The sequence below is a fragment of the Streptomyces sp. genome (assembly GCF_019510245.1).
Lineage (GTDB): Bacteria > Actinomycetota > Actinomycetes > Streptomycetales > Streptomycetaceae > Streptomyces.
In genome coordinates this window covers 1-12,684 of the sequence record NZ_JAEKKT010000098.1, presented here as the reverse complement: position 1 = coordinate 12,684, position 12,684 = coordinate 1, and the positions used below count along the sequence as shown (strand labels likewise).

General features: G+C 67.1%; 10 protein-coding genes and 1 pseudogene. 8 read left to right on the top strand and 3 right to left on the bottom strand.

The features are described from left to right. The first annotated feature begins 59 nt into the window (after positions 1-59). Positions 60-497, top strand: coding sequence for a hypothetical protein (locus JF597_RS05875; RefSeq protein ID WP_293990207.1), 438 nt, complete (start codon positions 60-62; stop codon positions 495-497). Between the two features lie 399 nt (positions 498-896). Here the strand turns inward: JF597_RS05875 and JF597_RS05870 are convergent. The 3 genes and pseudogenes from JF597_RS05870 to JF597_RS05860 form a co-directional block, all read right to left on the bottom strand. Then, positions 897-1,006, bottom strand: a pseudogene (locus JF597_RS05870) (VCBS repeat-containing protein); the annotation flags it as partial. A 322-nt stretch (positions 1,007-1,328) separates the two neighbouring features. Further along, positions 1,329-2,174: an alpha/beta hydrolase family protein gene (locus tag JF597_RS05865; protein ID WP_293990205.1), complete on the bottom strand. Its 846-nt coding sequence runs from the start codon at positions 2,172-2,174 to the stop codon at positions 1,329-1,331. A 750-nt stretch (positions 2,175-2,924) separates the two neighbouring features. Then, a complete protein-coding gene (locus tag JF597_RS05860) occupies positions 2,925-3,686 on the bottom strand; it encodes a hypothetical protein (RefSeq protein WP_293990203.1) in 762 nt (253 codons plus the stop codon). A gap of 575 nt (positions 3,687-4,261) precedes the next feature. On the opposite strand from JF597_RS05860, the gene JF597_RS05855 reads away from it, so the two are divergent. The 7 genes from JF597_RS05855 to JF597_RS05825 all read left to right on the top strand — a co-directional run. Continuing rightward, a complete protein-coding gene (locus tag JF597_RS05855) occupies positions 4,262-5,509 on the top strand; it encodes an MFS transporter (protein ID WP_293990201.1) in 1,248 nt (415 codons plus the stop codon). Between the two features lie 20 nt (positions 5,510-5,529). Then, entirely contained in the window at positions 5,530-6,324 is a 795-nt protein-coding gene (locus JF597_RS05850) for a M15 family metallopeptidase (protein WP_293990199.1), read from the top strand. Between the two features lie 89 nt (positions 6,325-6,413). Continuing rightward, positions 6,414-7,568 carry a D-alanine--D-alanine ligase family protein gene (locus JF597_RS05845; protein WP_293990197.1) on the top strand — a complete coding sequence of 385 codons (1,155 nt, stop codon included), beginning with the start codon at positions 6,414-6,416 and terminating at the stop codon, positions 7,566-7,568. A 366-nt stretch (positions 7,569-7,934) separates the two neighbouring features. Further along, entirely contained in the window at positions 7,935-8,807 is an 873-nt protein-coding gene (locus JF597_RS05840; RefSeq protein ID WP_293990195.1) for a LysR family transcriptional regulator, read from the top strand. Positions 8,808-9,051: 244 nt separating this feature from the next. Next, entirely contained in the window at positions 9,052-10,557 is a 1,506-nt protein-coding gene (locus tag JF597_RS05835; RefSeq protein ID WP_293990193.1) for a GMC family oxidoreductase N-terminal domain-containing protein, read from the top strand. A 655-nt stretch (positions 10,558-11,212) separates the two neighbouring features. Further along, positions 11,213-12,217: a DUF4331 family protein gene (locus tag JF597_RS05830; RefSeq protein WP_293990191.1), complete on the top strand. Its 1,005-nt coding sequence runs from the start codon at positions 11,213-11,215 to the stop codon at positions 12,215-12,217. 164 nt (positions 12,218-12,381) lie between these two features. Continuing rightward, a partial coding sequence (locus tag JF597_RS05825) for a hypothetical protein (protein ID WP_366916382.1) occupies positions 12,382-12,684 on the top strand: 303 nt, incomplete at its 3' end.

Genomic DNA, 12,684 nt, shown 5'->3' with positions numbered 1-12,684 from the left:
AGCGACGTATCGAACGTCGGATCGATCCGTTGAGGGCGGGAAGCAGGAATGGTGGTCGGGTGGGGGTGACGTACAAGTACTTCGGCGCGCCCGACGGCGAGACCGCGGCCCGTGTCCCGATCTCGATGCGCCCCGAGGAACTCGGCGGCGACGAGCTCGGCATGAACGGCATGTTCACCAAGATCAAGCCGGAGACCATGGCGGCGATGGTCCTCACCGGCATCGAGGGCGTCCCCCTGAACAAGGTCCCCCCGCTCGAACTGGTCGTCCTGCACCCCGACTACGCGGTGGTCAAGCTCCCCATGACGGTGGTGGACCCGCTGCGTGGCATAGGCGAGGAAGCGGTCGGCGCGGCGGCGTTCATCTGGTCGACGGTCCCGGACCGGGGCGGCCCGAGGGACGCGTTCAACGTGTACCAACTGCTGCACGAGTGGCAGGACTTCAGCCATCGGTTGCATGAGGCGGGGCATCAGCCTTATTGCCTTGTCTGGCCCTGAGCTGGGGTTTCACCGGTAGCGGGCGGGTCTTCGGGCCTCGCCCTTTTCGGTGCCGGAGAGGGGCCGTCAGGCGGCCAGGGCACATTGGTTTGGCTGGGCGGGCGGTGCGTGTGTGGTGTGCAGAGATCAGGGTCGGCGGCGGAGACGTAAGGCGTCCTGGGCCGCTGAACGACACCGGCCGGAGCCGACGGCGGGATTCGAACCCGCGTTACCCGCTAGGAAGGCGAAGTATCCGCTGCCTGCGCACCTGCACGACGAGGAAGGTAGCCGACCCGGCTGGTGTCCGGCATCCGGTTTTGGGCCGTGAGGGCCCGTTGGCCAAGCGGATCGCAAGTGCCGGCGCGGGGCGCCGGCCTGACAGGCGGAGGCGAGCCAGGCCGCACATCGGGGCGGGAGTCGGCGGGCCCTGAAGCGGCGGTAGAGCTTGCGGGCCACGTACACCCCGGGCCGCCGAAGCCGACGATGTCGACGCGGCCGTCACCGGTGACGCCGGCGAGGAGGCGGAGGTGCTCCTTGTTCGTCCATGCCGCAGTCGCCCGAGCGCAAGATTCCGCAATGCGGCAAGCGGACACGACTAGCCGCTTGCGAACGCGGCCCTCATGCGCCGCTGTCCTGCAAGTGGACGAGGTCACCGCTGAGAGAACGGGAAAAGCTCCCGCAGGCATCGGGCCTGCGGGAGCCGTCCGTTGTACCGCCTGCGGCTGCGAGTCCTGCACTGTCCGGGGCGGCAGTGGAGAGTCATCGCGAGTGCCTGTACGGCGGCGGCCAAGGTCATGACACGGCCGCCGCGAGCCCCGCGTCCTCAAACGGGGGCCCTGCTACAGGGGTTGATCAGTGCACGGACTCAGAGGCGGCGACGATGGCACGGTTGACCGCTCCGGGGCTGATCGAAGGAACATCATGGCCCGAGCGGGTGTAGATGATGTGGGCGCCCACTCGGTTGGCCTCGAACTTCTGGGCGGCCGTCGGCACGGCGTGGTCCTCGGTCGAGATGACCGCCCACTTCGGCGTCTTCGCCGGCGGATTCACCGTGGCCTTGTCGGTGAACGCCGAAAGGGCGACCGGTTCCTGAGTCACCGAGGCGACCTGGATGTCCGACTTCGACAGCCCGTTTCCGTAGACGGTCCCGAACTTGTCGGCCTTGAGGTACACGTCGGTGTCACCGCCGGGCAGCGGAACGGTGCGGAAGTTCTCCGGAATGAGCTGCGACCCGGGGAACTGCCCGATCAGGGAGCCGGCGGTTTCTCCCACCTTCGGGATGAGAGCCGCCACGTATACGAGGGCCTTGACCTTCGACGTCTTTGCTGCGACCTGGCTGACGACCTCGCCCGCGTAGGAATGGCCGACCAGCACGACAGGGCCCTTGATGGTCTTGAGCTGTGCCTCGACATAGGCGCTGTCGAAGGCAAGGCCGCGCAGCGGGGTGTCGATCGCGAGGACCGGGTAGCCGTGGCGTCGCAGATAGGCGATCTCGCTGTTCCAGCTGGAGGAATCGGCGAACGCCCCGTGGACCAGGACCACCGTCGGCTTCGCGCGGTGCGCCGTCTGCGAGGCGACGGCGTGGTCGTTCGCCTGGGGCGTGACGGCGCTCGCGTTCGTCACGGCCAGCGAGGCCACGACCGCGCCACTCACAAGCCCGGCAGCCGCCAGCGCTTTGATTCGAGCGGTGGACTTCATGTGGTGTTGTTCCTCTCGAGTTGTCGAGCCTAATCGGCAGAGGAAGCGGCGCGGTCCGCAGGGCGTGGAAACCGTATTTGTTGCGGCCGTCGGCGCTTCGCAGAATCGACTATGGCGGCCGCATCGACGGAAGGCTAATGCCAATCCTGCTTCCTTCCATGTCGATCCGGCATGAGCCGGTGGACCCTCCCGCCTTTCCTCGATATTTCCAGCGCCGAGTTTCTGACGCTTAAAGCGGGGAGAGCTGCTGGCAATTGGGCGGCATCCGCGCTGTCCGGCGTGCTTGATTGCCGGTATCTGTCTCATCTGCGCAGCGGTGTGGGCACTGCGACGGCTGAGAACGGGCACGGTCGCCAGAGGGCAGCCGTCATCGCCGCAGCGGGAGAACACCTGCCCTTCAACCAGGACTTGGAGCTTCAGTGCACTACAGACTCATCGCTCCCGGCGCTGCGATGCCCCATGACACCGAACGGCGACGAGGCTCCCACCTCACGTCCGTCCCCTGCGCCGCCGCCTGCCGTCCAAGCGTCCAGAAGTGCTGCCCGCACCGCTTCCTCCGACTCCACCGGTTCCGATGCTTCGCCTGATGTCGCCGCTCGCTCGTCCACTGGTTCATCTTTCCGTTGGTCTGTTCATCTCCTAGGCGCACCGCCACACGTGGCGATGGCTTGAGCAGGGTCTCGGGCTCCGCCTGGCAATGCCTGAGGAACGGAGCCGAATGTCATGAAGGCCTGTGTCCAGAGGAGCCGTTCAAGTCGTTCCTTTAATGCCTGCCGCGCTCCGATGGCCCAGGATTTCCCCGGACTCCTCGACGAGGCCCAGGAACGTCGTGCGCCCCCATTGGGTGGTGCAGTCGACCGACAGCCCGTCCCGCGCGAGCCGCTCGTTGAGCCGTACGATCCTGCCCTGCAGCGCTCGGCGGCTCATCGGTTCCCCGGCTGTGCCGAGCAGTAGGCACAGATCGTGGCAGCACCAGGGCCGCGAGGCGGAACAGAGCATGTCCAACAGGACCTGCTGGGAGTGCTGCCGGGCGCGGACAGCGCGAAACGGTGGCGAATCCGCGGCCCGCCGCAGCGGTGAGCGCCGCATGTCCAGCCATCGCCGCTCGGCGGCGATTCTGCTGGCGAGTTCCCTGGGCGGCGAGTCGCGGGGGAGGACATTGGCGGCACCCGCCAGCAGGAGTCGTACAGAATCCGTGTGATCCGGTAAGAGGACGACCACGGACGAAATGTTGCTGAGCGCTCGCACGCGTTGCTCGAGACCGTCGTTCCACTGCGAACCGGGTACGTCCAGGACGGTGAGGCGAGGGCCGACCTCGTGCAGCAGGGTGCTGTAAGCCCGCTCGGAGCCCCAGGCGTGTGTCTGGGCGGGCAGCACCTGCTGACTGCGCATGGCGCGGAGCAGTGACGCCGTCTGCTCGCGCTGAAGCGTGAGCACGATGCTCACCGGATAGGTGGGGTCCTCCTCTTCCACGGGACCGATGGGACCTTTGGCGATGCTGAGGTCAGTCATGTTCGGTGTTCGTCCTCCGGGGTTGCAGCGCCCGGACCTGGGCCTGGAGGCGTTGGCGAAGGCCGGCTCTCTCGGACATCGGCGGGTCGCCGGGCGACAGAGGCAGACCTGACCCGCCCGCCGATTCTCGGCGGGGTCCAGCCGATACCGCCCATACCGACTCGGGCCGTTCCGATGCCGGATCGGCATGTCACCAGCTCGCCGACGCGCCATCCGCCGCACCTGCCGCGCCGAAGTGTCCGTTCGGCCCCTGCCGAGGTCCCGTTGGTACCCGATGCGCTACGGCAGCCGTGAGCACGCCACCCGGAGCCCTACGGTGGTCCCCGTCGGCCTCCCCCGGTCCCCCTCGGCGGGAGGCCGCCCTGATGCCCGTCGAGTCGCCCGCGGCGCCGGAGTCATGGAGAGCGCGACTCCGCCGGTGTGTACCGCGCTTCGCGGGCGACCGTGGCGCGTCGCGGGAGCGACGGCTCCGGGGGCGATGACTCCGAATGCGCCGACAGGCCAAGTGACGTGAGCCCTGCGGGTGCCGCTCACGTGCTCCACTCCACCCTTCCCGTACAGAGAGCCGAACAACGATGCTCGAAGAGCTTCATGCCAAGTCCGAGGCAAGGGCAAGGCCGCCCGGCGGTTGGGCCGACGGCGCGGTTACCCGGCGTAGGTCAGCTGTCTTCTTATCGACCGTCCTCACCACGTTCCTCGTCGCCTCCAGTGCGCCCACTCCGCTCTACCGCGTCTACCAGGAGAGTTGGCACCTCTCGTCCGGCACGGTCACCGTGGTCTACGGCGTGTACTGCCTGAGCGTCCTGGTCGCGCTCCTGACCGTCGGCGCGCTCTCCGACCATGTCGGCCGTCGGCCGGTCATCGGAGCCGCTCTCGCCCTGGAAGCACTGTCCATGCTGCTTTTCCTGCAGGCCGGCGGCGCGACCTCGCTGATCCTCGCCCGGACCCTCCAGGGGCTGGCCACAGGTGCCGCGACGAGCGCACTGGGTGCTGCCCTGCTCGACGTGGCCAGGCGGTGGGGACCCCTGTTCGTCAGCATCGCACCGCTCATCGGCATGGCGTTGGGGACGATCGGCACGAGCCTGCTCATGGATCTGATCCCGACTCACCTCGGCAGCATGTACACGCTGCTGTTCAGCGCGCTGGCTGTGCAGACACTCGGTTTGGCCTTCCTTCCGGAGTCGAGGTCGCCGAGGCCGGGAGCCTGGCTTTCACTGCGACCACGGATCCGCGCTCCCCGGTCCAGTCGCCGAGCCCTCCTCGTCACCGCACCCGTGTTCGTGGCCGTCTGGGCTCTGGGCGGTTTCTACCTGTCCCTTGGGCCCGATCTGGTCCGGGGCATCACAGGATCGGCGTCGTCGACCGCCGACGGCCTGATCGTGTCCCTGCTGACCGCCAGTGCGGTCCCCGCCGTGCTGCTGACCCGGCATGCCGACGCCGGCCGAACGGCTTTGGGTGGCTCTCTGCTTCTGACGACGGGGGTGGCCGTCACGCTGCTGGCCGCGCACCGCGACTCCTCCACAGCCCTGTACGTGGGGACCGCGGTGGCCGGTGCGGGATTCGGGCCCGCGTTCCAGGGTGGCGTCCGTCTGGTGACAGCGAACGTTCTCGCGACGGAACGGGCGGGCCTGATGGCCGCCATCTACACCATCACTTATACGTCGATGTGCGTTCCGGTACTGGTCACGGGTTTACTCGTCGGCGAATACGGCCTCCTGCACTGCACCTTGTTCTTCGGCATTTTCGTCATGACTCTCTCGCTGACGCCGTTTGCGGGTCTGGGGAAATTCTCCGCCCATATATCAAGTAGAGGTACGGCATAGTGGTAATCAACAATGGGCGCATGCGCGTCCCCATGCTGCTGGCATTTCTGGCGGCCGTCCTTGTCACGGTGACAAGCGCCTCCGTCACCGCGCAGGCCGCCGGCACGGAAAGCAAGGCACCCGCCGATTTCGTGGCGCTCCACGACGTGGCCCCTGCGATTCTGCAGGAAATCCGCTACGCCACGCCCCATAATTTCATCGGCACGCCGATAAACGGCTATGTCGAACCGCTGTGCATCATCACCGCCCCGACGGCGCAGGCACTGGCGAAGGCCGAGCGCTACTTCCTGACGCAGGGCTACACGCTGAAGGTGTACGACTGCTACCGGCCGCAGCGCGCGGTGGACCAGTTCGTCGACTGGGCCCAGGACCTGACCGACCTGAAGATGAAGGACGAGTTCTACCCGCAGGTGGACAAGGCTGACCTCTTCGCCGACGGGTACATCGCGGCGAAGTCGGGGCACAGCCGTGGCAGCACGATCGACCTCACGCTGGTGAAGCTGCCGGTCCACCCGACGCGTCCCTACGTTCCCGGGGAAAAGCTTGAGCCGTGCTACGCGCCGGCGGCGCAGAGGTTCCCGGACAACTCGATCGACATGGGCACCGGGTACGACTGCTTCGACACGCTCGCGCACACGCTCGACCCGCGCATCGTGGGAGTCCAGCACAGCAACAGACTGCTGCTCAAGAACGAGCTCGAGTCTCTCGGATTCGTGAATCTCGCCGAGGAATGGTGGCACTTCACTTTCGCCGCCGAGCCCTTCCCGTCCACCTATTTCGACTTCCCCGTCTCCCGGTCCTCGCTGACCAGCTGACCGGACAACAGAGGACTTCGGTCCACCAGCATGCGGCGCCGGCCTTCCGGTCGGAAGGCCGGCGCCGCACAGCGAAGGAGGCAGAAACCATGACCGAACAATCCACCTTCCCTTCGTCCGGATCGCGCCGCAGGCCGCTGGTGGTGCTCCTCTTCGGCGGCCGGAGCTCGGAGCACGGCATTTCCGTCGTGACCGCGGGGGCCGTGCTGCGAGCCATCGACCGGATGAAGTACGACGTCCTGCCGGTCGGCATCACCCAGGACGGGCGCTGGGTCCTGACGGCGGACGATCCTGAGCGCATGGCGATGGTCGACGGGCGGCAGCCCACGGTCGAGCAGCTCGCGGATTCAGACCGGGGCAACATCATCGTCTCCGTCGACCCGACGGACCGGACTGTCGTCCGCAGCGAACGCGGCACGGAGCCCAAGGTCCTCGGCGAAGTGGACGTGGTCTTTCCCGTACTGCACGGACCGTACGGCGAGGACGGCACCGTGCAAGGTCTGCTGGAGCTGTCCGGCATCCCCTACGTAGGAGCGGGCGTTCTCGCCTCGGCGGTCGGCCAGGACAAGGAGTACATGAAGAGGGTGTTCAGCTCGTTCGGCCTCGCGGTCGGGCCGTACCTGGTGATCAGACCCCGTGAGTGGCAGTCCGACGCGGCGGGTGCCCGCGCGAGAATCAGCCGCTTCGCCGTCGTGTACGGCTGGCCGCTGTTCGTGAAACCGGCACGCGCCGGCTCTTCGATCGGTATCACCAGAGTCGACGGGCCGCCGGGGCTGGAGGACGCGATCGCGGAGGCGCACCGGCATGACGCGAAGATCATCGTGGAGGCCCTGGTGCAGGCCCGCGAGATCGAGTGCGGCGTGCTCGAGTTCCCCGAGGGACCGCGGGCCAGCGTGCCGGCCGAGATCCCGGCGCCCGACGCAGGTGCGTACTACGACTTCGAGGCGAAGTACCTCGAATCCACCCCCGGAGTGGTGCCCGCGGCGCTGACCGAAAGCCAGACCGGTGAGGTGCGCAGACTGGCCGTCAAGGCATTCGAGGCGGCTTCTTGCGAGGGGCTGGTCCGTGCGGACTTCTTCCTCACCGAGGAGGGACGATTCGTGATCAACGAGATCAACACCATGCCCGGCTTCACCCCCGTCTCGATGTACCCGCAGATGTGGCAGGCCAGTGGCATCGGGTACGGAGACCTGGTGGATCGTCTGCTTCAGGCGGCGCTGCGACGGACCACCAGGCTCAGGTGATCCGAACCGGACCGCCCCGCAGCGTTCCGGGAGGCCGCACCGCTGGCCACACCGACGGGATCCGGCGGTACGGCATCCCGGATTACCTCGGCTCTGTACCGCGCACCCCACGAACTTCGTCTTGAATTATTTCACGTCGGTGCCGATTTCCGGTTTTTTGCCTCGGTTCACCGCCGTCAAAAGCAGAAGGAGAGCCCGCTCGCCTGCAGGTCGACACCATCGGCGCGCGGTCAATCATGGTCATTGATGCCTGGTGGTGCCAATGCCGATTCGAGCAGAAGTCATGCCGGATGGGCATCACCAAAGCCCCTGGCACTTTTCCAGATCACAGTTCGACAATAAAAGCGGCGTGGCTAACATAGCGCCATGGATATCGACCTCCGACGTCTCCGCTATTTCGTGACGGTTGCCGAAGAGCTCAGTTTTGTGCGTGGTGCCGAACGACTGAAGATGACGCAGCCCGCGCTGAGCCGACAGATCCGTGCCCTTGAGGACGATCTCGGAGCGTCGCTGCTTCAGCGCGGCCCGCTGGGTACGGCGCTCACTCGGGCCGGCGGTCAGCTGTTGGAGGACGCACGGCCGCTGCTCGCGGCATCGCTGGCTTTGCAGCGGCGAGTCCGGCTCGCCAGCCGTGAGGGGCACCACTTCACCATCGGCTTCATGCCAGGTGTCATAGTCACGCCGATCGTCAGGCAGTTCCGGACCCTCGCGCCGGAGGTCAATGTGCAGGTGCTGCACACGGCGCCCACCGACCAGGTCGACTATCTGCTCGACGGTCGCGTCGACGTCTGCTTCGTCCGGCTGCCGCTGCCGGTCGACATCTTTGAGATCGTTCCTCTGTTCCCCGAGCAGCGGGTTGCGGCTCTCTCCGATGAACATCCGCTGGCACAGGCACAGACCGTCCACATCACGGAGCTGACGCCGTACCGCTTGCTGCAGGACTCCGCTGACGTACCGGAGTGGCGCGGCACCGACTTCGACGCGACAGCGGCACGCAACCGTCCGGAAGCCGAACGGCCCACCTCGATCGAGGAGAGTCTGGAAGCCGTCGCGTCCGGCACCGGGTTCATCGTCGTCCCGGCCGGCCTCGCCGATTTCTACCGTCGCCCAGACATCCGTTACGTCCAGCTCACAGGGGTTGCCCCGCGCATGGTGGCGCTGGCGTACGCCAAGAACCGGAAAATGCCGTTCATCGACCAGTTCGCCAAAATCGTGATTGCGGCGCTCGGTTCGGCATAAAGGCGCGCGCGTGGGCGAGCAGAACCGCGCTGTCCTGTCGCCATGTTCGATCGGCATGACGATGCGGGTAATCGGCATTGGCGCGACGAGCCGTGGCCCGCAAAGCTCATTGGCAGAAGGAACTTGAGCTGACAGAAAAGGTTTTGACGATGTGGCATCGCGGCTTACTCGGGCCGGGCACGAGCACCCACTCGGGACCCCCGCTGCCGGGTCGCGCTTCCAGGCACGGGTAGGCGGGACAGAGATGACTGCCTATGACTATGTGGTCGTCGGTGGCGGGACGGCCGGCTGTGTTCTCGCGGCGCGCCTGTCCGAAGACGCGGCGGCGGAGGTGCTTCTCGTGGAGACCGGCTCGGCGCTCGGGCCGCCGGTCATGCACCTTCCGGTCGGGTTCCCGCTCATCCCGGCCAAGGAGATCCTCTGGTCACGCTGGACGACATCGCAGCCCGGGACGCTGTCACGCAGTCACCACTGGCCCAGCGGAAGGGTCCTCGGAGGATCGAGCTCGATCAACGCGATGATGCACGTCCGCGGGCACCACGCCGTTTACGACGCATGGGCGGACAACGGCGCGAAGGGCTGGAGCTACACCGAGCTGCTGCCGTACCTTCGCCGGACGGAGACGGCGATAGGCCGCAACCCCGCCCTGCGCGGCGTCATCGGGCCGGTATGGGCGGCGCCGACGACCCAGCTCGACGACGGGTCGTTCACGTTCCTCGACGCACTCACGCAGGCCGGTCACGATCTCACCGACGACATCAATGGTGAACGGCAGCACGGCGCCTTCTGGTGCGACCTGGCGGGGGCGGGTGGTCGTAGGCAAAGCGCCGCGGACGCCTATCTGGTGCCGGTGCTCGACCGGCCCAATCTGCACCTGGTCACGGAGGCGGACGTCAGGCGCCTGGTGATCGAGCACGGACGCTGCACCGGCGTGGAATACACGTCCTTCGGCACAGTGGAACGCGCCGAGGCGCGCGGCGAGGTGATCGTGGCGGCCGGGACGGTGGGCTCCGCCCACCTGCTGCTGCTCTCCGGTATCGGTCCCGCGGCACATCTGCGCGATGTCGGGATTCCGGTGCTGGCCGATCTCCCCGGAGTCGGCGCCAATCTGCACGATCACCTGCAGTGCCCTGTGGTCTTCGAGGCAGGGCGGCAACTGACCACCAGCCATGGTTTCAGTACGGTCGGTGCCCTGGTGCACAGCGGCGCGACAGCCGTTCCGGACGTTCAGCTGATGCTGCTCGACGCTCCGGCGGACATCGCGGACGTCGGGACGCCCGAGTGCGGACACACGGTCGCCTTCGCTCACACGGCGCCGGCGAGCCGGGGAACGGTTCGCCTCAGGAGCTCGAATCCGGGCCGACTGCCGTTGATCGACCCGAACTACCTCGCCGAAAGCGCTGACGTTTCCGCCATGCTCGCGGCCCTCGGCATCGCGCGAGAGGTCGGCCGTATGCCTGCCTGGGGTCAGTGGGGTGCCCGGGAGACCGCTCCGGGAAAGGGAGACGACCTCGTCACCTATATCCGCAGGAACGCGGCGACCTTCTACAACCCCGTCGGCACGTGCCGGATCGGGATGGACGACCTCGCTGTCGTCGATCCGGACCTGAGAGTGCACGGCGTCGACGGTCTGCGTGTCGCGGACGCCTCGGTGATGCCGTCCATTCCCAACACCGGAGTGAACGCGACTGTCCTGGCCGTCGCCGAACGGGCTGCCGACAACATTCGACGCGACGCGAAACGGCCCTGAGAGCACCCGGTGGATTGTCCGGAGAAGGGCCGCTGCGCAGCGGCCCCTGAAGACGAAGGAGCGGTAACAGTGAAGTTCTTGTGGCGCATGGTGGATGAAACGCTCGTCGGTGCAGTGATCTACGCACTCACGTGCAAGCTGCCCCGCAACTCGCCTCGCACGGACGCCACGCGTGCGAACACACAACCACCCCGAGCGTCCGCACGGCAGGGCTGAAAGAGCAGCGGCACGGTCGCGTGTGATCCATCCCGAGTCCGCGAACCTCGTCAGCCGCATCACATGCAGACAAGTGGACTGATGCCGAACCGGCATACAGAGCCAGCGGATAGGCATTGGCGACGAATGACCACCCCGGGTCAGGATGTTCGACGTGGCCCACTTCGACCTCGGGGTGCCCGGCGCAGCGGCAGTAACACACTGCTTGGCGACGGCCTTGAGCGCCTGAGGGCGGCGATCGTCAGGCAACCGGCTCGGCGCAGGCCCTGAACGAACACCGCGCCACGAGCCGCGCTCGACCGATCGAGGTGGCCGGTACCGCAGCAGCTTCCTCGGGTTCGCAGAACCGAACCTCTCGATTGCTGTGCACACAACAACCGCCGAGTCGGCAAGGCATCGCCGTGCCTTGTCCCTCTCTGCCCTAACGGAAGGCCGATCGATGTCCCACCACCAGGATTCAGCTGCCGCGAAACAGGACCCTCGCCTGGACATCAGCGATGTCTACCTGTTCAAGGGACGGACCGGCACGGTCTTCGTCATGAACACCAACCCGGTGTCGGCCGACAAGGGCTTCCACCCAGAGGCGCTGTACGAGTTCCACCTCGACACCGACGACGACGCGGTGCAGGATCTGACGTTCCGGTTCAGATTCCTCGCCACCGAACCGGACGGCCGGCAGGCTTGGTTGCTCGACCGGCTCACCGGTGCCGAGGCCAGCGACCGCAGCGCCTCGGGAGCCCTCGTGGCAACCGGCAGGACGCAGGAGATCGTCACCACGACGGACGGCGTCAACGTCTTCGTCGGCCGGGCCGGAGACCCGTTCTACCTCGACGGCACCGTCATCACGGCGGTCGTGACCGCGCTCCGGAACGGCGAGGCGGTGGATCTCTCCGCATTCGACCCGAAGCGGGCCTCGAACCTGTTCGCCGGCACCAACGTCACCGCCATCGTCCTCGAAGTTCCGGACGAGCTCATCGGATCGGGGACGATCGGCGTCTGGGCCACCACCGCGCTGGACGACCACCACGGCGGCTGGCTGCAGATCAACCGGTGCGCGACTCCGCTCGTCAGCACGTTGTTCGACGTCACCGAGGCCGGCTTCGACGACTACAACGCCACTGATCCACATGCCGACCTCGACAACTACGGGGACCTCGTACGCCGGAAGGTCGCGGGTCTCGTGGCCGCCAACGACACGCACTCCGACCCGCAGGGCTACGGCGCCGCGACGCGGGACGTCATCTTCCCGGACGTCCTGCGCTACCAGGTGGGCACCGAAGCCGACTTCGGCGCGAAGGCGCGCAACGGCAGAGGGCTCGCCGAGTCCGCTCCCGAGGCGATGTTCGAGATCGTGCTGAACGCTCCCGTTCCCATGGGCCTGGACGCCGGCCACGCCACCGGGACGCTGCGCGCCGCGTTCCCGTATCTGAGCGCACCGGCCTGACGCCGCCAGGACATCGGCCAGACGTCAGACCAGAACCTCGCAACACCGGCCCGGCAGCCTTCCCGAGGCCGATCGCCGGGCCGACAGCCCCACCCCTTCACCCTCAGGTCCGTGCAGCGAAGCCCGCTCCGTACCCGTCCCTTCCGGAACCAGGAGATTCCCTCATGTCCCGCCGAATCCTGATCGCCTGCGCGAGCTTCGGTTACCTGTTCATCGCACTCTTCTTCGCCGCCCTGCTGATCGCCCACTGGATACCGCCGATGGCGCCGAGCTGGTCGGCGGAGCGGGTGGCGGCCTTCTACACGGACCACGCCAACTCGATCCGTGCCGGCCTCGTGGTCATGCTCGTCGGCGCCGTGGCGACCGCACCTTTCGTCGCAGCGTTGTCGAGCCTGATCCGGCGTATCGACTCACGGCTGGAGCCGCTGGCTTCCATCCAACTCGTCTGTGGTGCCGCGAACGTGGCC

Bases quoted from the DNA above. Each gene is read 5' to 3' on its own strand.
- JF597_RS05865 (WP_293990205.1), bottom strand. From the start codon at position 2,174: ATGAAGTCCACCGCTCGAATCAAAGCGCTGGCGGCTGCCGGGCTTGTG.
- JF597_RS05855 (WP_293990201.1), top strand. From the start codon at position 4,262: ATGCTCGAAGAGCTTCATGCCAAGTCCGAGGCAAGGGCAAGGCCGCCC.
- JF597_RS05850 (WP_293990199.1), top strand. From the start codon at position 5,530: ATGCGCGTCCCCATGCTGCTGGCATTTCTGGCGGCCGTCCTTGTCACG.
- JF597_RS05830 (WP_293990191.1), top strand. From the start codon at position 11,213: ATGTCCCACCACCAGGATTCAGCTGCCGCGAAACAGGACCCTCGCCTG.
- JF597_RS05845 (WP_293990197.1), top strand. From the start codon at position 6,414: ATGACCGAACAATCCACCTTCCCTTCGTCCGGATCGCGCCGCAGGCCG.
- JF597_RS05835 (WP_293990193.1), top strand. From the start codon at position 9,052: ATGACTGCCTATGACTATGTGGTCGTCGGTGGCGGGACGGCCGGCTGT.
- JF597_RS05840 (WP_293990195.1), top strand. From the start codon at position 7,935: ATGGATATCGACCTCCGACGTCTCCGCTATTTCGTGACGGTTGCCGAA.
- JF597_RS05860 (WP_293990203.1), bottom strand. From the start codon at position 3,686: ATGACTGACCTCAGCATCGCCAAAGGTCCCATCGGTCCCGTGGAAGAG.